This is a genomic window from [Brevibacterium] flavum (genome assembly GCF_019317305.1).
Taxonomy (GTDB): Bacteria; Actinomycetota; Actinomycetes; order Mycobacteriales; family Mycobacteriaceae; genus Corynebacterium; species Corynebacterium glutamicum.
The window spans coordinates 1,352,097-1,372,332 of the sequence record NZ_CP079240.1 but is presented as its reverse complement, the minus strand read 5'-3'; the positions used below and the strand labels follow the sequence as shown (position 1 = coordinate 1,372,332).

Annotated in this window: 22 protein-coding genes; 1 reads left to right on the top strand and 21 read right to left on the bottom strand. The window is 55.4% G+C overall.

All coding sequences use genetic code 11. The features are described 5' to 3' along the window. Positions 1-2: 2 nt before the first annotated feature. From KW808_RS06660 to KW808_RS06645, 4 genes are all read right to left on the bottom strand, one after another. Positions 3-773 (bottom strand): ABC transporter permease, encoded by a 771-nt coding sequence (locus tag KW808_RS06660; protein ID WP_003861347.1) that lies wholly within the window; start codon positions 771-773, stop codon positions 3-5. Positions 774-820: 47 nt separating this feature from the next. Then, a complete protein-coding gene (locus tag KW808_RS06655; RefSeq protein WP_003861344.1) occupies positions 821-1,966 on the bottom strand; it encodes an LLM class flavin-dependent oxidoreductase in 1,146 nt (381 codons plus the stop codon). A 207-nt stretch (positions 1,967-2,173) separates the two neighbouring features. Further along, complete coding sequence (locus KW808_RS06650; RefSeq protein WP_003861342.1) at positions 2,174-3,097, bottom strand: thioredoxin family protein; 924 nt, start codon at positions 3,095-3,097, stop codon at positions 2,174-2,176. Positions 3,098-3,182: 85 nt separating this feature from the next. Then, positions 3,183-3,488 (bottom strand): thiamine-binding protein, encoded by a 306-nt coding sequence (locus KW808_RS06645; RefSeq protein ID WP_003854825.1) that lies wholly within the window; start codon positions 3,486-3,488, stop codon positions 3,183-3,185. An 88-nt stretch (positions 3,489-3,576) separates the two neighbouring features. Here KW808_RS06645 and mce point away from each other — a divergent pair, with 88 nt between their 5' ends. After that, the gene (gene mce, locus KW808_RS06640; RefSeq protein WP_003854826.1) at positions 3,577-4,032 is read left to right on the top strand and encodes a methylmalonyl-CoA epimerase; all 456 of its coding nucleotides are present in this window, start codon (positions 3,577-3,579) and stop codon (positions 4,030-4,032) included. Positions 4,033-4,036: 4 nt separating this feature from the next. Here the strand turns inward: mce and KW808_RS06635 are convergent, their stop codons facing one another. The 17 genes from KW808_RS06635 to rho all read right to left on the bottom strand — a co-directional run bounded on the left by KW808_RS06635 (position 4,037) and on the right by rho (position 20,143). Continuing rightward, positions 4,037-4,324: an Rv1322 family protein gene (locus KW808_RS06635; protein ID WP_011014206.1), complete on the bottom strand. Its 288-nt coding sequence runs from the start codon at positions 4,322-4,324 to the stop codon at positions 4,037-4,039. Between the two features lie 4 nt (positions 4,325-4,328). Then, positions 4,329-5,021, bottom strand: coding sequence for an endonuclease NucS (gene nucS, locus KW808_RS06630; RefSeq protein ID WP_003854828.1), 693 nt, complete (start codon positions 5,019-5,021; stop codon positions 4,329-4,331). Positions 5,022-5,047: 26 nt separating this feature from the next. Beyond that, complete coding sequence (locus tag KW808_RS06625) at positions 5,048-5,521, bottom strand: DUF2550 domain-containing protein (protein ID WP_003854831.1); 474 nt, start codon at positions 5,519-5,521, stop codon at positions 5,048-5,050. A 244-nt stretch (positions 5,522-5,765) separates the two neighbouring features. Next, on the bottom strand, positions 5,766-6,140 hold the full coding sequence (locus tag KW808_RS06620) for a F0F1 ATP synthase subunit epsilon (RefSeq protein WP_003861337.1): 375 nt from the start codon (positions 6,138-6,140) through the stop codon (positions 5,766-5,768). Positions 6,141-6,151: 11 nt separating this feature from the next. Continuing rightward, positions 6,152-7,603, bottom strand: coding sequence for a F0F1 ATP synthase subunit beta (gene atpD / locus KW808_RS06615; protein WP_003854838.1), 1,452 nt, complete (start codon positions 7,601-7,603; stop codon positions 6,152-6,154). A gap of 2 nt (positions 7,604-7,605) precedes the next feature. Next, the gene (locus KW808_RS06610; protein WP_003861334.1) at positions 7,606-8,583 is read right to left on the bottom strand and encodes a F0F1 ATP synthase subunit gamma; all 978 of its coding nucleotides are present in this window, start codon (positions 8,581-8,583) and stop codon (positions 7,606-7,608) included. A gap of 56 nt (positions 8,584-8,639) precedes the next feature. Continuing rightward, positions 8,640-10,283, bottom strand: a complete 1,644-nt coding sequence (gene atpA / locus KW808_RS06605) for a F0F1 ATP synthase subunit alpha (protein WP_003861332.1) — start codon at positions 10,281-10,283, stop codon at positions 8,640-8,642. A gap of 61 nt (positions 10,284-10,344) precedes the next feature. Beyond that, positions 10,345-11,160, bottom strand: coding sequence for a F0F1 ATP synthase subunit delta (locus tag KW808_RS06600; protein WP_003854845.1), 816 nt, complete (start codon positions 11,158-11,160; stop codon positions 10,345-10,347). Between the two features lie 5 nt (positions 11,161-11,165). Next, complete coding sequence (locus KW808_RS06595; protein ID WP_003861329.1) at positions 11,166-11,732, bottom strand: F0F1 ATP synthase subunit B; 567 nt, start codon at positions 11,730-11,732, stop codon at positions 11,166-11,168. A gap of 30 nt (positions 11,733-11,762) precedes the next feature. Beyond that, positions 11,763-12,005 carry an ATP synthase F0 subunit C gene (locus KW808_RS06590; RefSeq protein WP_003854855.1) on the bottom strand — a complete coding sequence of 81 codons (243 nt, stop codon included), beginning with the start codon at positions 12,003-12,005 and terminating at the stop codon, positions 11,763-11,765. Positions 12,006-12,138: 133 nt separating this feature from the next. Further along, positions 12,139-12,951 (bottom strand): F0F1 ATP synthase subunit A, encoded by an 813-nt coding sequence (gene atpB, locus KW808_RS06585; RefSeq protein WP_003854856.1) that lies wholly within the window; start codon positions 12,949-12,951, stop codon positions 12,139-12,141. A gap of 638 nt (positions 12,952-13,589) precedes the next feature. Beyond that, positions 13,590-14,039, bottom strand: a complete 450-nt coding sequence (locus KW808_RS06580) for a Cg1360 family ATP-synthase-associated protein (RefSeq protein ID WP_003854858.1) — start codon at positions 14,037-14,039, stop codon at positions 13,590-13,592. A 56-nt stretch (positions 14,040-14,095) separates the two neighbouring features. Next, positions 14,096-15,244: an MraY family glycosyltransferase gene (locus KW808_RS06575; protein ID WP_003861326.1), complete on the bottom strand. Its 1,149-nt coding sequence runs from the start codon at positions 15,242-15,244 to the stop codon at positions 14,096-14,098. After that, positions 15,245-15,895, bottom strand: a complete 651-nt coding sequence (locus tag KW808_RS06570; RefSeq protein ID WP_003861324.1) for an L-threonylcarbamoyladenylate synthase — start codon at positions 15,893-15,895, stop codon at positions 15,245-15,247. 49 nt (positions 15,896-15,944) lie between these two features. Further along, complete coding sequence (gene prmC, locus KW808_RS06565) at positions 15,945-16,784, bottom strand: peptide chain release factor N(5)-glutamine methyltransferase (protein ID WP_046552182.1); 840 nt, start codon at positions 16,782-16,784, stop codon at positions 15,945-15,947. Then, entirely contained in the window at positions 16,785-17,861 is a 1,077-nt protein-coding gene (prfA, locus tag KW808_RS06560) for a peptide chain release factor 1 (protein WP_003861320.1), read from the bottom strand. Continuing rightward, positions 17,861-20,143 (bottom strand): transcription termination factor Rho, encoded by a 2,283-nt coding sequence (gene rho, locus KW808_RS06555; RefSeq protein ID WP_003861319.1) that lies wholly within the window; start codon positions 20,141-20,143, stop codon positions 17,861-17,863. Before rho ends, prfA begins: the two co-directional genes overlap by 1 nt. Positions 20,144-20,236 lie beyond the last annotated feature (93 nt).

Here is a 20,236-nt window from a genome sequence, read left to right as displayed (position 1 = left end):
TCTTATGCGTTTCGGTAGCGGAAGGTGTGACGTTCCCAAGCTCTGATCAGCGCTTCAGACAGCAGACCGAGGGTGGCGTAGACAATGAGGCCGAAAACAACGAGGTCGGTGCGGTAAAAATCGCGCGCATTGTTGATGAGGAAGCCGAGTCCTTCGCGGGCGTTGACCTGTTCCGCCACGATCAGTGAGAGCCAGGCGGCCGCACTTGCTTGGCGCAGGCCGACAAAAAGTTGCGGCGCGGCAGAAGGAATGATGATGGTCCGCAACCTCTGGAAAAATCCGAAGCCCATCACGTGGCCGGCTTCCAGAAGCTTTGGATCAATTTGTCTGAACCCGCTGGCGGTGTTGAGGTACAGCGGATACAGCACGCCGAGGCTAATAATCAGTACTTTCGGCAGCTCACCGATACCGAACCAGATGATAAACAGCGGCACAAGACCCAGGTGAGGCAGCGCGCGGGCAGCTTGAATGAGCGGATCAACGGCGGTGTCGGCAAATCTGGACATGCCTGTCAATACACCTAGGGAAATGCCTAGGACAGCACCGAGGGCGAAGCCTAGAAGGACGCGTTGGCTTGAGACGAGGAGTGCGTCGAGAAGCGTGCCGTTTGTGGCGACCTCCCAGCCGGCGGCCAAGATCGTGGTGGGTGCCGGCAGAATCCGCTCCGGGATGGCGCCCAGGCTCGAGCCGAGCTGCCAAACGACCAGCACCGCAAGCGGTGAATAGATGCGCGCGGGCAGCGCGATTTTGGGGCGAGTCAAGGTTGTAGTCATGTCAGGTTCCTTAAGAAATTTGCTTATCGACGTCTCGTTCTTCCCGTTTACCCAACAGGTTCCAAAACTCGTGATTCTTGATTTTTGATATCCACACCGCGGCGCAGCAGCTCCGGAATGACACCCTCACCGAAGTGGAAGGCCTCCTCCAAGTTTGGATAACCCGACAGTACAAACTGATCCAAGCCGAGTGCTGCGTATTCTTCGATGCGATCGGCTACCTCTTCATGCGAGCCCACAAGGGCTGTTCCTGCACCTCCGCGAAGCAAACCGACGCCTGCCCACACATTGGGATACACCTCCAGATCACGAGCAGTTGAGCCACTAGTAAAGGCACGACCCTTGCTATGCAGCTCAGCCATCCGGCGCTGCCCCTCCGACTTAGACGTTGCAAACCCGGCTTGAGCCTTAGCGACCTGTTCTGGAGTGACCCCGCTAATCAACTTCTCTGCCACCGCCCATGCTTCTTCAGACGTATCGCGGGTGATCACATGGAAGCGGATTCCATGGCGCAGTTCCCGGCCGCGCTGTGCTGCTAGCTCGTTGATCCAGTTGATTTTCTGCGCCACCTGATCGGGAGTTTCACCCCACGTGAGATAGGTGTCCGCATAACGTGCAGCCACCTCACCTGCAGCTGGCGACGATCCACCAAAAAGAATCTCCGGAATAATCTCTGGCGGATGCGCAAGGCTAGCTTGCTCCACCTGCAGGTGCTCACCGAGATGTGTGACGGTTTCGCCTCGCCACAAGCGGCTCACGATATCCAAGAATTCTCCGGTGCGGGTGTAGCGCTCCTCCTTGTTCAGGAAATCACCAAACGCACGCTGCTCCGCATCTTCCCCACCGGTGACCACATTGATCAGCAAACGGTTGTCAGACAGACGCTGGAAAGTAGAAGCCATTTGAGCAGACAGCGTAGGTCCAATCTGCCCAGGGCGAAGCGCAACGAGGAACTTCAAGCGTTTTGTCGCCTCAATCAAAGAAGCGTCAGTAATCCACGCATCTTCGCACCACGTGCCCGTTGGTGTCAGGACAGATTCAAAACCGTTGGTCTCGGCAGCTAACGCCAACTGCTTGAGGTAGCTGTGGCTCAATTCGCGGGAGGTGCCGGATTTTTCTGCACCGTGACCGCCGCCGATGATGCCGCGGGAATCGCCTGAAGTGGATAGGAACCAATGGAAAGTTAATGTCATGGCACATACTTAAACAGACCGCTTCGTCTAGAGAGAAGTATTATTTTCGGGCTGGATATAAGTAGTGTGGGGATTTGCAGGGCGCGAAGGTGGCAGGTATATAGACCGAAGTGTCTATTGTGTGAGCTGGCATTTTGGGTAAAAATGTAGACCACTTAGTCCTGGAAAAGACTAAGCGGTCTATATTTTTCTGGATTGAGAGTGGTTTTAGAACAGCGCGCTGGCCATCTTTCCTCGCGCCTGCAGCACACCTGGATCGGCGGTCTCAAACATGCCAAACAGCTCCAGCAAACGTTCCTTCACCTGATTCTTCTGATCGCCCGCGCTGATGGTCAGCAGAGCAATCAAACGATCAAAGGCAGCCTCAGGATCACCCGCAACAACAGCCGCGTCCGCTGCTGTGTAGGCCAGATCAACGTTTGTTGGATCAGCATCTGCAGCAGCGATAACATCCACCGAAGGATCCACCGTGGCAAGCCGGCCCAACAGCTTTGCGGTATCGCGTGCCTGCTTCGCATCAGCATTGTTTGGCTCCTGCGCCAAAATGGACTCATAAACCGCAATCGCCTCATCGAAAGCGCCACGGTTTAGAGCATCAGTGGCAGCATCGAAGCGGGGATCTTCCACAGGAGCTTCTTCTTGTTCGCCGTCTGCGGCCTCCTCTGGCAGTCCTTCCAGCTGTCCACCCACAGCCTGAACCACCTGATCAGTCCACTGCTTTAGTGCATCCGCTGGCTGTCCGCCCTGGAAATCAGCCAGAGGGCGTCCCGCTGCCACAGCAATCACCGACGGCAAGCCCTGCACCCCAAACACCTGGGCCACATCAGCATCGGTATCAGCATTGACATAACCGAAAATGAACTTCCTGCCACTTTCAGCAGCAAGCGTGGTCAGATCCGACTTCAACTGCTCCGAATCAGGGCTGCGCGGGGTACCCACGAGAACAATCACCGGAACCTGCGTGGAACGACGCAGCACCTCATTCTCCAGGTTCTCCATGGTCACATCAAGGGAACTAGCAATGCCCTGAGTTACCGGCCCCTGCTCATGGGCCTTCTGGCGCGCATCCGCACGCGCTTTCACCTCACCCAGATCAATAGCACCACTGACAAAATTATGCGGGGACGTCACGATTAAAACTCACGCCTTCTTCTCGAATGACTTTTTCTAACACTTTGTGGAAATCCACTTAAAAACAACAAGTTTAAGTACAAAGCTAATCCCTAGCTAGGCGTTCCTCCACCGCCTCCACCTTCCTCGTCAATTGGCCAGTGTGTCCCGGACGAATATCAGCCTTAATTACCAACGATGTTCGCGGAGATACCCTAGAGATCGCCTCAGTGGCCTCCTTAATCACCGCCATCACCTCATCCCACTCCCCCTCAATGAGCGTGAACATCGCGTTAGTTTCATTAGGCAGACCCGATGCGCGGACGATTCGAATCGCCTCCGTGACCGCATCGGCCATCTCAGCATCTGGATTATCAGTAACAGTCGGGGCTACAGAAAAAGCAACAATCATATCTGCCACCCTACCTTGGGGTTGGCATGTGATGACTAGCTTGCCCAATCCTCAATATTCCCCCACCTGCTATGTCTAAAATTAAGCCATGTCTACCGAACAGTCTTTGAATATCCCCCACGAATACGTCATCTGCCTCGATCATGTTGGCATCGCCGTCCCTGACCTCGAGGAAGCCATCGAATTTTACCGTTCCGCATTCGGCTGGGTAAACCACCACCAAGAAATCAATGAGGAACAAGGCATTTCAGAGGCCATGATCGGCCCCAAAGACATTAAAAGCACAGAAGGCATGATTCAGCTCATCGCGCCGCTCAACGAGGACTCCACAATCGCCAAATTCCTCGAAAAGAAAGGTCCCGGCATCCAGCAAATGTGCCTGCGCACCAACAACATCGATGCGCTCTCCGAGCACCTGCGCAGCCAAGGCGTGCGCCTGCTCTACCCCGAACCCAAAAACGGCACCGGCGGTGCCCGCATCAACTTCCTGCACCCCAAGGACGCGGGCGGCGTGCTGCTCGAGATCACGCAGCCTCAAAGCTAATTGCTTATCGACGCTCCCAGCAAGGTTTGTGCCAGTGTCGGCGATCATCAGCGCGCCCGCCGGCTTCCTTCGGCCACGCCACGATATGAGCTACACCCGGCGGAATGTTCTGGTTACATCCGGGACAAATATAAAACTTCTTCGCCGCCGATGAACCAATCTGTCTCACCAAATACGGCTCACCAAACGTCCAGCTAGGGCCCTCCTGAGTTTGAGTTCCCCAATAGGAGGTACCATCGACCGGCAGATCCCTAGCTGGCTGAATATTGGTTCTTCTATTTTTTCGGCCCATGTTCTTAGAACAATGTCAGCTCATTGGACTCAATGCCACGAAGCGCTTGATAATCCAACGTCACGCACTTGATGCCACGATCCTCCGCGAGAGTCTTTGCCTGAGGCTTAATCTCCTGGGCTGCAAACACTCCATGAACAGGCTTGAGCAATTCATCACGGTTGAGCAATTCCAAATACCTGGTCAACTGCTCAACGCCGTCGATGCCACCACGACGCTTGATCTCCACAGCGACAGTCTCGCCGTCAGAGTTGCGACACAAAATATCGACAGGCCCAATAGCTGTTGGATACTCCCGACGAATCAATGTGTACCCATCACCCAACGTAGTGATGTGCTCTGCAAGAAGCTCTTGCAGATGGTCTTCCACGCCATCTTTAACCAGACCTGGATCCTCACCAAGGTCGAAGTTCTGCTCCGAATGGATCTTCTCCACGGTAATGCGGAGCTGCTCCCCCTTCTTGTTCTCCACAACCCACAGGCTCTCACCTGTTGCCTCACCATCTTCATCAGTGATGGGAGTTTCAACTAAAGAACATGGAGGTGTCATCCAGTTCAGTGGCTTATAGGCACGGTCATCGGCATGGATGGATACAGAACCATCCGCCTTAACCATCAAAAGGCGATCGGCGGACGGAAGATGAGCTTCCAAACGGCCAACATAATCAACTGAGCAACGGGCGATGACTAAACGCATGCACCCACCATAACAATGACGTCTACTTAGCGGTTTTTGCGGGTGTCTTTGCTGGCTCGAAAGCGGTTGAAATCACGTGGATTCAATGAATGCTCCGCCCGCGCATCTGGTGCTGCTTCCAACCAGGCAGTAAACGCCATCTCCCCGTGGGCGTCCAAAGCTAATTCAATCTGATCATTTTTGGATTTAATGTGCAGAATTTTTAAGCCTTGAGACATAAAAACCGCCTCATCAGCAGCTGGATCTCTACGATCAAGCAAAGTTACTGAAAGGCGGTTCAAAATAAGGTCAGCCATGGGAGACAAAGAGCGCAGCTTGAAGTACTCCAAGTCGTTGCCGTTGTAGCGAAATGATCCATGGCGCCAGCCATGCACACCGCTTTGTGGCAACTCACGCAGAATCACAGTGGTTCCCCGAGAACGTAAGGTGAAAAACCGCCAGGCAGCAAGAAGAACTGCCGACACTGCAACAATCACCAAACCCCAGGTCAAATATTCCACGGCCTTTTTGAGTCCTTCCTGCGATAAGAAAACGATTTTAGACGATCCTACTCACAATGTCGCCTGGCGTGAAACCGCCGTCGTTGATCCTGCCGAGGTCAAGGATCATAGGTTGTCAGGAACCTAGGTACTCCCAATAAATCACCCCCACAGCGGGGCTAATGCGACACCCAGAAATACCAAAACCCGCTGATACTTCATTTAGAAATATCAGCGGGTTTTACTACTTCAGCTAAACGGAGGTTTAGAGACCTTCGCTGCTGCGGCGGACCGCGCGCAGCCCAGCCTCGGCGTGTGCCTTGGCCAGCTCGTCGTCCGAATTAAGGTCAGCCTCGGCGGATGCGGTATCAACCTCATTCGCCCAGACGGCGAAGTCCGCGAGGATCGTCACCTTTTCCTTGGATACGGAGAGGAATCCATCCGAAACGCCGGCGATAAGCTTTTCGCCGTCGATCGGCTGGATGGTCACGACACCGTTCTCAACCAATTGGCCGAGAAGAGGCTCGTGATCGGGCAGCACGCCGATCTCACCCTCGGTGGTCTGTGCAGTCACGATGGAGGCCTGGCCGGCCCACAGCATGCGCTCTACAGACACCAGTTCAACGGTGATTTCAGCCATGTGTCTCTACCTTACTTTCCGGTCAGCTTCTTGTATGCAGCTTCGACATCGTCCAAACCACCGAGGCCGTTGAAAGCCTGCTCTGGGTAGTGGTCGAAGTCGCCGTTGCAAATACGCTCGAAAGCGTCGACGGTGTCGGTCAGTGGCACGTAGGAGCCAGGAAGACCGGTGAACTTCTCTGCAACGAAGAAGTTCTGACCCAGGAAGCGCTCGATGCGACGCGCACGTGCAACGGTGATCTTGTCCTCTTCAGAAAGCTCGTCCATACCAAGGATGGCGATGATGTCCTGAAGTTCCTTGTTCTTCTGCAGAATGCCGATGACACGCTGAGAAACCTCGTAGTGACGCTCACCAACGATTGCTGGCTCGAGAATACGAGAGGTGGAGGTCAGTGGGTTCACTGCTGGGTAAATACCCTTGGAAGCAATGGAGCGGTCAAGCTCGGTGGTTGCATCCAAGTGAGCGAAGGTGGTCGCTGGAGCCGGGTCGGTGTAGTCATCGGCAGGAACGTAAACGGCCTGCAGAGAGGTAATCGAACGGCCCTTGGTGGAGGTAATGCGCTCCTGGAGAACACCCATCTCGTCAGCCAGGGTTGGCTGGTAACCCACGGCGGAAGGCATACGACCCAGAAGGGTGGAAACCTCAGAACCTGCCTGGGTGAAACGGAAGATGTTGTCGATGAACAGCAGCACGTCCTGGTTCTGAACATCTCGGAAGTACTCCGCCATGGTCAGGCCGGACAGAGCCACGCGCATACGGACTCCTGGTGGCTCATCCATCTGGCCGAACACCAGGGCGGTGTCCTGGAGAACGCCCATTTCTTCCATTTCGAGGAAGAGGTCGGTGCCCTCACGGGTACGCTCACCAACACCTGCGAACACGGAAGTACCGGAGAACTCACGTGCAATACGGGTGATCATTTCCTGGATAAGAACGGTCTTACCCACACCTGCACCACCGAAGAGGCCGATCTTTCCACCCTTAACGTAAGGGGTGAGAAGGTCGATAACCTTGATGCCTGTTTCCAGGATCTCGGTCTTACCCTCAAGCTGATCGAATGATGGTGGCTCGCGGTGGATGCCCCAACGCTCGATCTCTGGGTTGTTGTTCAGGGAAACGTCGTCTAGGCAGTCGCCCAAAGCGTTGAATACGTGGCCCTTAACAACATCGCCCACTGGTACGGAAATTGGGCGTGCAGTATCGGTTACAGCAGCACCGCGGACAAGTCCGTCGGTTGGTGCCATAGCGATGGTGCGGATGAGGTTGTCGCCGAGGTGCTGAGCAACCTCGAGAACAACGGTCTTCTTAACTGATTCGAGGGTTACCTCTACAGTAAGTGCGTTGTACAGTGCTGGCAGCTCGCCGCGGGGAAACTCCACGTCGACGACCGCACCAATGACACGCACGACACGGCCGGCAGTGGCTGCCTGCTGTGCGTTCTGCTCTTCAAGAGCTGTAGTCATAATTAGTCACTTTCTCCGCTGTCGGCGAGCGCGCCTGCGCCACCAACAATCTCTGTGATTTCCTGGGTGATCTGTGCCTGACGTGCCTGGTTGGCCACACGGGACAGGTCCTTGACCAGTTCCGTAGCGTTGTCAGTCGCAGACTTCATCGCGTTTCGACGTGAAGCGGACTCTGCAGCTGCAGCCTCCAAGAAGATGGAGAACAGCCTACGAGAGACGTACTGCGGAAGCAGTGCCTCAAGCAGAGTGTCTGCATCCGGCTCGAACTCGTAGTCGGGTTCGACTTCGCCGGAAGAGGACAGCAGATCCTCGCCTTTTTCGAAAATTTCATCTTCGATGACTGGCTCAACAGGCAGCAGTTGGTGCACTACTGGGTTTTGAGTCAGCATGGAGATGAACTCGGTGTAGACCACGTGAACCTGGTCGAAGCCCTGGATATCCTGGCCTTCTGGTAGGTTCAGTCCCTCGCGCCATGCAGCTTCACCTTCAGAGCTGGCGGTGAAACCATCAATGAGGTGACGGCGCACGTTGTGGGTAGCTGCCCAGTCTGGATCCTGTGAGAATCCAGTCCAGGCGCCAGCCACATCTTCAGCGCGGAACTTGTAGTAGTCGACGCCCTTTTTGCCGGTGACATAACGAACCACTTCGTATCCACTTTCAGCAAGAAGCTTTTCCAGCTCCGCTGCCTTTTTCAGAACGTTGTGGTTGTAGCCACCAGCCATGCCGCGGTCAGAAGTAACCACGAGCACGGCGGCTCGCTTGCCGCCTTCACGCTCACGCAGCATTGGGTGGTCTAGGGAGCTTGCCGACGCGAGGCGCTCCAGCACGCGCTGGATTTCCTCGGCGTACGGCGCAGCTGCCGCGACGCGACCCTGTGCCTTGGTGATGCGAGAGGTGGCGATGAGCTCTTGAGCCTTGGTGATCTTCTTGGTTGAGTTAACCGAACGAATTCGGTCACGCAATTCACGAATTGTTGCCATGGTTCACACGCCTCCCTTCAGTTGCTTGGACAGTCATTTAGTGTAGGCTCGCTGCCTTACTTCTTGCTGACCTTGCGGGAAACGGTGAGCTGGTCTTTCTTGACCTGGCCTGCATCGAGTGCTTCAACCTCAGGCTCGTTGATGACAGGGGTGCCCTCGGTGGTCTGGAAAGCGCTCTTGAAATCTTCGGTTGCCTTGAGCAAGGTTTCCTTGGACTCGTCGGAAAGCTGAGCACCACCAGCGATCTGCTCGTAGACCTGTGCAGCGTTGGAGCCCAAGTACTCGTGCAGTTCGGACTCGAAGCGACGAACATCTTCAACAGGAACGTTGTCGAATGCGCCTTCGCCTGCAAGCCAGAGAGAAATGATCTGGTACTCAACAGCCTGAGGTGCGTTCTCAGACTGAATCAACAGCTGAACGAGGCGCTGGCCACGCTCAAGCTGAGACTTGGATGCAGCATCCAAGTCAGATGCGAAGGTAGCGAATGCTTCCAGGTCGCGGAATGCAGCCAGATCCAGACGGAGAGAACCGGCAACCTTCTTCATACCCTTGGTCTGAGCTGCGCCACCGACACGGGAGACGGATACACCGACGTTGATCGCCGGGCGAATGCCACGGTTGAACAGGTCGGACTCAAGGAATACCTGACCGTCGGTGATGGAAATCACGTTGGTAGGAATGAAGGCGGAAACGTCATTAGCCTTGGTCTCAATGATTGGCAGTGCTGTAATAGAACCTGCGCCTAGTTCATCGGACAGCTTCGCAGCGCGCTCCAGCAGACGGGAGTGCAGGTAGAAGACGTCACCTGGGTATGCTTCGCGGCCTGGTGGGCGGCGCAGCAGCAGGGAGATGGCACGGTATGCCTCAGCCTGCTTGGTCAGATCATCGTAGATGACCAGGACGTGGTTGCCCTGGTACATCCAGTGCTGGGCGAGAGCAGCGCCAGCGAATGGTGCAAGCCACTTGAAGCCTGCAGCATCGGAAGCGGGTGCAGCCACGATGGTGGTGTACTCGAGAGCGCCCTGCTCCTCGAGGGTCTTACGCAGGGCTGCAATGGTGGAGCCCTTCTGACCGATTGCGACGTAGATGCAGCGAACCTGCTTGGTCTTGTCGCCGGTCTCCCAGTTGGCCTTCTGGTTAAGGATGGTATCGACACAGACTGCGGTCTTGCCAGTCTTACGGTCACCAATGATCAGCTGACGCTGACCGCGGCCGATTGGGGTCATTGCATCGATAGCCTTGATGCCGGTTGCCAAAGGCTCCTCGACAGGCTGGCGCTCAAGCACGGTTGGTGCCTGAAGCTCGAGGACGCGGTCCTCTTCGGATGCAATTTCGCCCAGGCCGTCAATTGGCTGGCCAAGGGGGTTGATAACGCGGCCAAGGAATGCCTCGCCGACTGGGATAGACAGAACGTCTCCAGTACGACGAACTTGGTCGCCTTCTTTAAGTAGCTCGTAGTTACCCAGGACCACGACGCCGACTCGGTCAGCTTCAAGGTTCTGTGCGACGCCGATGACGCCGCCCGGGAATTCGAGGAGCTCATTCGCCATTACTGACGGGAGGCCCGAAACCTGGGCGATACCGTCAGCGGCCGAAATAACCACGCCGACCTCCTCACGGGAGGCCTCCGCGGAGTAGCTCGAGGTGTAGTTCGCAATCGCGCTACGGATCTCATCGGAGGAGATCGTCAGCTCCGCCATGTTCTTCCTGCTCTCGGTTGTTTCTTCCAGCATTGCTAATGTTGTCTAATTCGTCGTGTCTTTATGCGAAGCTTGCCCGCAGACGCTCGAGTTTGCCCGAGGTGCTGCCGTCAATTACTTCGTCTCCGACGCGGATGATCATTCCACCGAGGAGGCTGGTATCAACCTCGGAGTGGATGCTCATCGCACGACCATAAATACGTCCCAGCTTTTCAGCTAGCGCTTGTTGCTGTCCCTCGTTGAGTTCAACTGCGGTAACGACATGTGCAACGGAACGACCCTGTAGCTCTGCTACAGCGCCAGCCAAAGCTGCGATATCGTCAATTGGGTTGTGCTCAGGGCGACCAATAGCCTGCAGTGCGAGGGCTTCGGTAACAGCAGTTACCTTGCCGTAGAGCACCTTAGCCAGGAGGTCACGTCGACCGCCAATTTCCTGAGTGCGATCTGAAAGAAGCTGAGTCAGCTTGCTTTCGCGATCCAGGATTCGGCTGAGTCGGAACAGTTCATCTTCCACCTGACCAAGCTGACCCTGTTTCTCCGCAGAGCGAAGAAGGGCGCGACGGCCAAGTTGGACTAGTCCAGCGCGGAACTCGCGTGGAGTGGACCAGGTCTGCTCTGCGGCGTCCTTGAGGACTTCGAGAACAGATGGGCTCACTTTTCCACCGAAGACAGCCTCAATGAGGCCGACTCGGCTGTGTGCGTCCTTAGAAGAGTCGGCAACAGCAACACGCAGAGCTCGGTCGCCGTCGAGAATGTCGACGACGTCGAAAAGCTCAGTTCCAGCCTGGGCGGCAACTGCCATGGTGTTGTCTGCTGCTAGAGCAGCGTCCAGATCGGACGAAACCTTTGCCAGTGCCTCGCGGCTTGCTGCGTGCATGTCGCCTACTTTCCGTTCGGTGCCACGGTATCGAGGTCAGCGAGGAAGCGATCAATCGTGCCAGAGCGCTTCACGTTATCGGAGAGCTGATCTCCAAGAAGGTGCTCGGCAAGGTTGATGGAGTTCTGGCCCATTTCGCGGCGCAGTTCGTTAACGACCTGCTCGCGCTGTGCCAGAAGCTGCTTGCTACCGGACTCGATGATGCGGTTGCTCTCTTCGTTAGCCTTGTCCTTCAGTTCTGCTTCGATCTGCTTGCCGCGCTCGCGCGCCTGCTCACGGATCTCAGCAGCTTCAGTACGGGCCTCAGCGAGCTGTGCGTTGTACTTTTCAAGGGCAGCCTTGGCCTCAACCTGAGCGGCTTCGGCACGCTGAATGCCTCCCTTGATCCGGTCCTCACGCTCGGTCAGGACCTCCTGGAACTTCGGAAGAACAAGCTTCCAAAATACGATCAGGATGATCAAAAACGGGATGAGGGACCAGACGATGTCATACAGAGGAGGGAACAGAATTGAGTTTCCGCTCTCCAAAGGCAGCGCATCTGCTTGCGCCAAATTGTAAATCGAATTCGCCATGGTTTACCAGCTTTCGGTTAAGTTAGCTGATTAGAACAGGAAGCCAGCAACAAGGCCGATCAGTGCCAGGGCCTCAACGAAGGCGATGCCCAGGAACATGGTGGTACGGAGCTGTCCAGCCATCTCAGGCTGACGTGCCATACCCTCGAGAGCCTTACCAACCAGGATGCCGATGCCGAGGCCAGGTCCGATGGTTGCGATGCCGTAGCCGACAGCGCCAAGTCCGGTGATGGTGGACTCGGTTGCGTCCTGTGCCAGGATGATCTCGTTCATGAGGTGTCGTTCCCTTTCTGGTGCCCGTGTGTTCGGGCTGTGAAGTGTTTAGTGGGGTTATTCAGTTGACCGAGTGGTCCGCTCGCTATCTGGGCGACTTGTGCAAGAAGCTTTTAATAGCGACCTTTTTCATCTAGTGAGAATCCGCGTGGAGTGAAAGCTCAATGTATACAGCGACCAGCAGAGCGAAGATGTATGCCTGCAGGAAGATAACAATGATCTCGTAAACCGTGAAGAGTACTGCCATCAAGATGGTTACGCCGGACATTGCTGTCCATCCGTTGAACTGGAAGAAGAAGAAGTTCGTTGCGGAGAAAAGCAGAACCAGGATGATGTGGCCAGCAAGGAAGTTGGCCATCAAACGCAGTGCCAGGGTGACTGGCCTCAAGATGAATGTAGAGAAGAACTCAATTGGAACCACCAAGACGTGAAGTGCTGGTGGAATGTTCGGAATCACAACAGAAGACTTCACATATTTGAAGAATCCGTAACGCTTAGAGCCTGCGTAGATAAACGCGATGTAACCAGCTACCGCCATCACGATTGGGAATGCAATACGTGAGTTGGAGGAGATGTTTAGTCCCGGGATGATCGTTGCAAGGTTCATCAACAGAGCCGCGAAGAAGATGGTGGCCAGGATCGGCAGGAACCGACGACCTTCCTTCTTTCCGAGGATGTCTTCAGCGATGTGAATACGAACGAAATCGAGTGCGTACTCTGCAAAATTCTGGACGCCATGCGGAACAAGCTTTGGCTTGCGCATAGCCCAAAGGAAGAAGACCACAACGACTGCCGTCATAAGAAGACGGATCAATACGATGCGGTCCATTGCGAACCAACCATTAGCGAAATCGGTGAACAGCATGTTCACGACTTCACCACTATCGGTTACGTGCCCCGGGAAAAATTCTTTGTCCAAATCGGGGGCGTGGAATTCGCCCTTCATGGACAGTGTTGTAACGCTCAGCGTTCTCTCCCGTGTTCGGGCCGTGCACCTGAAATGTTGTTGTGCACGGTGCGATGGACGTCTGAAAAACTCGCTGTAATCGCTACGGACTCCGTCGCACATCAGCGCAACGATCACAGGGGACGTGCTCCGCAAAACCCCTTGCGGCTATTGTCTGCTGCCTTGAGGGGTTTCTCGGTTCAACCCGCGTTATAGACTAACAGGTGAATTCGTCTTTTATCCAAGTGGGGCGGGGGCATTCGTTTCCGAAGGCGAACCACACCTCGAAAATAGCGTGTGAGCGGGTACGATTAGGGGGTGTTATGTGTGTCACAGGGCTTATTTTGAGGGTAAACGGGGGTAGTTCATGTGGGCTTCGCTGAGAAATTTCATCAGAAATTTGCCAGCAATTCGGAGGGTTATCTCTAAAAGTTCCCCGCCAGTTTCCCAGCACGGACACTCCGCCCACCTCCTACATCGTGGCCTTTTACTGCGGTGCAGCTCTCTAATGTCCGACTACTGTGCCCTGAGACACCTAAGCCCACTCACCTAGTCAACAATGGGTAGCGGGGGCAGGTATTAAAACGCCCCCACTCCCCTGTTTCAAGGGGTGTGGGGGCGTTGAAATGACCGATTGCTTATCCGACGTATGTAACCCTAGAGGTCACGACTCCCCAGACTTCAGTCAGCAGGACAACTACTAAGGCAATCACCACTGTGACAAAAAGGGCGGTGTTGTCGTAGAAGGTCATGTCTTTGATGACTGCAAGCACGATGATCAGAATAACGATCTTCAGCAGCCAGCCACCGAGCACCACCGCACCGGTGGTGGTGACGTTGGAATTAGCTGTAAACAGGACGCTGAGAGCCGTTAAGAGGACAAAGCCTCCGCCAACTGCTGCGCCGATAACAACTCCCCATACGCCGGGCACGCCGCGAGTAGCACCCCAGATCGCCAGGGAGATCAGGGTGAAGACAATTAGGGCGATGGAACCGAATTTGAGGGCCCGCTGGAGGGGGCGTCGGTGATCATCAAACTCGGAGATTTCAAATGGGGAATCTGTGTTCTCGGTATTTTCGGCGCTCACGAAGGGGAATCCTACCGGTTTATTCGCCCAATATGACAATCCAAAGTGACAATCACTTAATCAAGTTTGGCGGCTCGCCGGCTTTTCATCACTGGCACGGCTGTGACAGCGACGGCGATGAGGAGGCCACAGATGCTCGATCCGGTGGCAAACAGTGGCGGAACGACGGAGAAGCTCACTGCGCCGAATGCCACGGCGCTCGCCCAGGTGTAGAGCACTAGGACCACGCGCCTATGGGTGTGTCCGATGGACAGCAGTCGGTGGTGCAGATGCATTTTGTCCGGAGAAAAGGGTGATGCTCCCCTGCCCACGCGCCTAACCACTGCCATCACGAGGTCGAGCAGTGGGATGGCCACGGCGGCGAGAACAACGATGATGGGTGAGATCAATGCGATAAAATCAGCTGCGCCATACAGGCTCATGTTGATTTTTCCCGACGCTGAGGTCGATGCTGCAGCCAACAGCAGGCCGATGAGCATGGAACCGGAATCGCCCATAAATATTCGCGAGGGCTCAAAATTATGGGGCAAAACTCCCGCGCAAATTCCTACGAGAGCCGCCGCGATGATGGCCGGCGGATAGGCCGATACGGCGCCGTTTTGGTCAAAGAGAATCGTCAGGGAGAACAGCAGGATGGCTGCACCCGCGATCATTCCTACGCCGGCACTCAAGCCGTCAAGACCGTCAACGAAGTTCAGAGCATTAATCAACGCCACGGTGAACAGGGATGTCAAGATTGTTGACTGGACTTGGTCGAGAAGCAATGTGGTGCCCCCACCGAAGGGAACATAGAGGATGGACCACGTGAGACCAAGCAAACTCATAGTCACCGCACCAATTACTTGACCCACCAATTTAGTGATGGCATCAAGATCAAAAAGATCATCCAGTGCGCCCACCACCACAATGACAAAGCCTGCCCAAATAACGGCATTCATCTCCGGGGTGATGGGCATGAACCCGCGAGTCAAGGCGGGAAGCTGGTCCGCAAGGAATACTGCGCCGAGAAATCCACTGAACATCGCCACGCCACCAAGCCGTGGTTTGGGGATGACATGGACGTCTCGTTCACGAATCTCATTGAGGCGACCACTTTTCACCATGACGGTGCGGATGATGCCCGTGCTGAGATACGTGATGGCCGCTGCAACGAGGATAACCAATCCCAATTCGCGCAGCGGGATTCCCGCGAAACCGACTCCCATTTAGCGCAGGCTTTCTGCCGACACTCCAAGTACTTCGCCAACGCGTTCTGCGCTGATGGCACCCTCACGCAAAATCTTTGGTGCAGGGCCTGAAATATCCACGATGGTTGAAGGGGTGGCCAGCGCACATTCGCCACCGTCGAGGTAGACAGCGACATTTTGGTTGAGCTGCTGACGAGCTTCCAGCACGGTGGTTGGAGGAGTATGTCCGGAGATGTTGGCGGAGGAGACAGCCATTGGTCCGGTTTGGCGCAGCAATTCAATGGCAACTGGGTGCAGTGGCATTCGCAGCATTACGGTGCCACGGGTATCGCCAAGGTTCCACGGAAGGCTTGGTGCCTGCGGAACGATGATGGACAGTCCACCAGGCCAGAACGCCTCCACAAGCGCTTTTGCCTGCGCAGAATAGGAGTGCACAAGTCCTTGAATGGTGTCCCAGCTGCCGACGAGCACTGGAACGGGCATATCGGGGCCACGGTGTTTGGTGGCCAGAAGGTTGGCTACTGCCTCGTTGTTGAAAGCGTCGCAGCCGAGTCCATAAAGGGTATCCGTGGGAAGGACAACGAGCTGACCGGCTTTGACTGCATCGACAGCCGCCTTTAGGCCTGCTGCACGGGAGTCTTGGTCGGCACAGTCATAGATTCTGCTCACTGTTTTTCTCCTAGAGTTGGTGTACGGATTGTTCAAAAATTTTTCAAAGTCACAGTTTACGCGCTGTAACAAAACGCGCTCTGCCGGTGAGATCATGAAGCACTTCAATAGTGCCAAATCCCCCGTGCTGAGAAAAAACTTGGCGGACGGCGTCGGAAGTGGTGTCGTCATGTTCGATGCCCACTGCCCCACCAGATTTCAGCAAATTGAAGATCAGGTGCACCATCTTGTTGATGACATCCATGCCATCAGCGCCACTAAATACCGCCATGTGTGGATCTTGGTAGACCTCTGGATCCAAATCATCAGATTCAGGCACATACGGCGGATTTGACACAACGAGATCGATCGTGCCATGCACCTCAGCCAACAATGTCGGATCTGTTACATCACCGTGGATGAGCTTCACCTGCGGGGCAAATTCATCGAAGTTTCGCTGCGCCCAGGTCGCTGCCCCCGGATCGAGTTCGACAGCGTAGAGGGTCGCGTCGATAAGCGCATGCCCGATGTAGGCCGCAAGCGCGCCGGATCCGGTGCACAGGTCAACGATTTTTCGCTTTTCGACGTCGCCAGCCACCTGCCGCACGGCCCAGTCCGCGAGCACCTCGGTTTCCGGGCGCGGAATGAACACGCCCGGTCCCACATGCAAATCCAACGGGCCCATGGGTGCCGTGCCCAAGATGTGCTGCAGCGGTTCGCGTCGCGCACGACGCTCAACCGCCGCCGCAAACCCAGCCGGCACCTCATCACGCATGCGCAATGCAATTTCGAGCGGACCGCAACCCAGCAAATGAGCCGCAATCAAACGAGCGTCCACAAGTGGCGACGCCACCCCCGCCCTTTCCAGGGTGGCGGTGGCGTCGCGCAAAGCTTCCCCAAGGGTCAGCATTTAGCCCTCGGACTCAAGACGTTCTGCACGCTCAGCAGCCTGCAACGCGGTGAACAGATCATCCAATTCACCATCGAGAACCGAATCAAGGTTGTTCGCCTTAAAACCAATACGGTGATCGCTGATGCGGTTTTCCGGCCAGTTGTAGGTACGGATGCGCTCAGAGCGGTCCATGGTGCGGATCTGCGCAGCACGTCCCGTAGCAGCCTCAGCCGCCGCTTCCTCTTCCTTCATCGCCTGCAAACGGGCAGCCAAAACCTGCATTGCACGCGCACGGTTCTGAATCTGGGAGCGCTCCTTCTGACAGGTCACCACCAAACCAGTTGGCAAGTGGGTAATACGCACAGCGGAGTCAGTGGTGTTAACGCCCTGACCACCCTTACCTGAGGAACGGTACACATCGACGCGAATATCCTTCTCATCGATCTCAACGTTTTCCACCTCATCTGGTTCTGGGTAAACCAAGACACCAGCAGCAGAGGTCTGGATGCGTCCCTGAGATTCAGTAACAGGCACACGCTGAACACGGTGCACGCCACCTTCAAACTTGAACTGGCTCCACGCACCATCGCGGGATGGCTGACGGGAACGAATAGACAAGGTGATGTCCTTGACACCACCGAGGTCAGATTCTGCAGAGTCCAAAACCTCCACGACAAAGCCGTGCTTATCCGCAAACTTTTGGTACATGCGCAACAAATCGCCAGCGAACAACGCTGCCTCTTCGCCGCCTGCGCCAGCCTTGATTTCCATCACGATGTCTTCGCCATCATGAGGATCACGAGGTGCAAGAAGATCAGCGAGCTTTTCTTCCAACTCCACAACTTCCACCTCAAGGCGCTCAGCCTCGGCCTGGAACTCATGGTCCTCATGTGCCATTTCACGGGCTGCCTCAAGATCTTCCTGGGCAGACACCAAATCACGGTGCACGTTAATGATCGGCTGCAACTCCGAGTAGCGCTTACCTACCCGGCGCGCTGCTGCCGCATCATTGTGCAACTCCGGATCAGCCATCTGCTGTTCCAGACCGTGGTACTCCGACAAAATATCGTCAACTGCAGAAACCTGCGATGCCATTAGGAGTAATCCTCCTCTTTTTCTGTGCCTGCCATTGGAGCGCTGGAAGCAACCTGCATGAGGAATTCCGCATTGGACTTGGTCTTCTTCAGCTGCTTGATCAACAGATCAATGGCTTGCTGATTATCAAGTGCAGACAGAATACGACGCAGCTTGTGCATAATGCGAGCCTCGTCCGGGTTGAGCAACAGCTCATCCTTACGAGTACCAGAAGGATTAACATCCACAGCTGGGAAAACGCGGCGCTCAGAGATCTTACGATCCAGCTTCAGCTCAGCGTTACCAGTGCCCTTGAACTCCTCGAAGATCACGGTGTCACCAGCAGAGCCGGTCTCCACCATGGCAGTTGCGATGATGGTCAAAGATCCACCATTTTCGATGTTTCGAGCAGCACCCAAGAAACGCTTCGGCGGGTACAGTGCATTGGAATCCACACCACCGGACAAAATACGTCCCGATGCAGGTGAGCTGTTGTTGTACGCACGGCCCAAACGAGTAATGGAGTCAAGCAGAACAACGACGTCCTGGCCCTGCTCCACCAGGCGCTTCGCACGCTCAATCGCAAGCTCAGCAACCGCAGTGTGCTCTGATGGTGGACGATCGAAAGTAGAAGCAATCACTTCGCCGTTGACGGAGCGCTGCATATCAGTAACTTCTTCCGGACGCTCATCAACCAAAACAACCATGAGGTAGCACTCTGGGTTGTTGGTGGAAATAGCGTTCGCAATGTTCTGCAGGATCGTGGTCTTACCAGCCTTAGGTGGCGACACAATCAAAGCACGCTGTCCCTTACCAATAGGCATGATCAAGTCGATCACACGAGTGGTAAGAATCTTCTGCTCAGTTTCCAAACGCAGACGCTGGTTCGGGTACAGAGGAGTCAGCTTGCCGAACTCAGGACGGTTGCGAGTCTCTTCAGCAGGAAGACCGTTAACCATCTCCACGCGCACCAAGTTGTTGTACTTCTGACGGTTGCGACCATGGTTGTTGTGGTTGCCACCACCCTGGTTCATTCGAACCTGACCTTCAATGGCGTCACCGGAACGAAGACCCATACGGCGGATCAGCTGGTTGCTGACAAACACGTCAGAAGGTGCAGCGTGGTAACCGGTGGTGCGCACGAATGCGACGTTATGGTCCACGATGTCCAGGATGCCTGCTACCTGCTGCAGCTCATCTTGCTGGTTGTTGTCGCCATCGTTGCTGTTGTCGCGGTTATCCCGGTTATCTCGGTTGTCGCGATCGTTACGGTCGTTGCGTCCACGGCGGTTGCGGCGTCCGCGACGGTTGCGGCGATCATCGTTGTCGTCGTTGTGGTTGTCGCGGTCATTGCGATCGTTACGATCATTGCGGTCGTTGTTACGGTTATTACGAGAACGGCGATCGTCGTTATTGTCCTCAGACCGTGCCTGATTGTTGTCGGCATCATCATTGCTGGACTGTCCTGCATTATCAGAGGACTCGTTGTTATCGCGGTAATTGCGATTGTTCCGGTTGTTGCGGGAACGACGATTGTTGTTGCGGTAGTTATCGCTGCGGGTCTCGGAGGACTCGCTGTTATCGTTCTGGTTCTGCTTAGCTGCTTCAGCCTGTGCAGGAGCTGCAGTCTGCTCAGACTCAGCCTGTGCGGTTGCGTTCTGGGCAGGGGTGTTCTGCTCAGACTCTGTGTTTGCATTCGCACTGTCATCGCCATCGCGGTGGATCTGGCGCTGACGGTTGCGGCGTGCTCGGCGTGCAGCAGAACGGGACTCAAAGCGATCATCGTGCTCATCGCCCTGAGCTTGGCCCTGGGATTGGCCGTGAGTGTTTTCTGTAGCTGGTGCGGACTCCTTCGCTGCAACAGGAAGTTCTTCTTGCTGTGCAGCCTGAGTCTGTGCTGGTTGAGCTTCTGCAGGCTGGGATTGTGCAGGCGCTGCTGGCTCTGGGGTGGTCGCGGTGGTGGTTACACGGCGACGTCCACGACGAGCGGGAGCTGCGGGAGTCTCTTCAGATGGTGCTGAAGCAGGTGCAGTTGAAGTTTGCGCGGGAGCTTCTTGTGCTTGCTCAACCGGTGCGGAAGGCTGTGTCACACGGGTGCGTGATGGGGCCTTGCGTGGGGAAGTCTTCTTCGCAGCTGCGGTTGGCTTACCCTCGCGGGCTGCAGAGATGGCGTTGATCAGATCGCCCTTACGCAATGCCGAGGTTCCCTTGAGCCCAAGGTCGGCGGCAATTTTGCGCAGATCCGGCAGTCGGAGGGCGGTCAGTTCACCCTGATTCGCTGCGGTGTTGTCTGTGGTTGTCACAGATTTCCTTTCATTGCAGTTCAGACCAAGCTGCGGTGATGTACCCGTTTTTCATATGACGGGCGAAAAATATGGCTGAACTCGGCTTCTGTG

What these genes read in the sequence shown, in the direction of transcription:
- atpD (WP_003854838.1), bottom strand. Translation starts at nt 7,603, where the DNA reads ATGACTACAGCTCTTGAAGAGCAGAACGCACAGCAGGCAGCCACTGCC.
- KW808_RS06590 (WP_003854855.1), bottom strand. Translation starts at nt 12,005, where the DNA reads ATGAACGAGATCATCCTGGCACAGGACGCAACCGAGTCCACCATCACC.
- nucS (WP_003854828.1), bottom strand. Translation starts at nt 5,021, where the DNA reads ATGCGTTTAGTCATCGCCCGTTGCTCAGTTGATTATGTTGGCCGTTTG.
- KW808_RS06655 (WP_003861344.1), bottom strand. Translation starts at nt 1,966, where the DNA reads ATGACATTAACTTTCCATTGGTTCCTATCCACTTCAGGCGATTCCCGC.
- KW808_RS06620 (WP_003861337.1), bottom strand. Translation starts at nt 6,140, where the DNA reads ATGGCTGAAATCACCGTTGAACTGGTGTCTGTAGAGCGCATGCTGTGG.
- KW808_RS06595 (WP_003861329.1), bottom strand. Translation starts at nt 11,732, where the DNA reads ATGGCGAATTCGATTTACAATTTGGCGCAAGCAGATGCGCTGCCTTTG.
- KW808_RS06610 (WP_003861334.1), bottom strand. Translation starts at nt 8,583, where the DNA reads ATGGCAACAATTCGTGAATTGCGTGACCGAATTCGTTCGGTTAACTCA.
- KW808_RS06575 (WP_003861326.1), bottom strand. Translation starts at nt 15,244, where the DNA reads ATGGGAGTCGGTTTCGCGGGAATCCCGCTGCGCGAATTGGGATTGGTT.
- KW808_RS06660 (WP_003861347.1), bottom strand. Translation starts at nt 773, where the DNA reads ATGACTACAACCTTGACTCGCCCCAAAATCGCGCTGCCCGCGCGCATC.
- prfA (WP_003861320.1), bottom strand. Translation starts at nt 17,861, where the DNA reads ATGGCATCGCAGGTTTCTGCAGTTGACGATATTTTGTCGGAGTACCAC.
- KW808_RS06645 (WP_003854825.1), bottom strand. Translation starts at nt 3,488, where the DNA reads ATGATTGTTGCTTTTTCTGTAGCCCCGACTGTTACTGATAATCCAGAT.
- atpB (WP_003854856.1), bottom strand. Translation starts at nt 12,951, where the DNA reads ATGAAGGGCGAATTCCACGCCCCCGATTTGGACAAAGAATTTTTCCCG.
- KW808_RS06600 (WP_003854845.1), bottom strand. Translation starts at nt 11,160, where the DNA reads ATGCACGCAGCAAGCCGCGAGGCACTGGCAAAGGTTTCGTCCGATCTG.
- prmC (WP_046552182.1), bottom strand. Translation starts at nt 16,784, where the DNA reads ATGCTGACCCTTGGGGAAGCTTTGCGCGACGCCACCGCCACCCTGGAA.
- atpA (WP_003861332.1), bottom strand. Translation starts at nt 10,283, where the DNA reads ATGGCGGAGCTGACGATCTCCTCCGATGAGATCCGTAGCGCGATTGCG.
- mce (WP_003854826.1), top strand. Translation starts at nt 3,577, where the DNA reads ATGTCTACCGAACAGTCTTTGAATATCCCCCACGAATACGTCATCTGC.
- KW808_RS06635 (WP_011014206.1), bottom strand. Translation starts at nt 4,324, where the DNA reads ATGGGCCGAAAAAATAGAAGAACCAATATTCAGCCAGCTAGGGATCTG.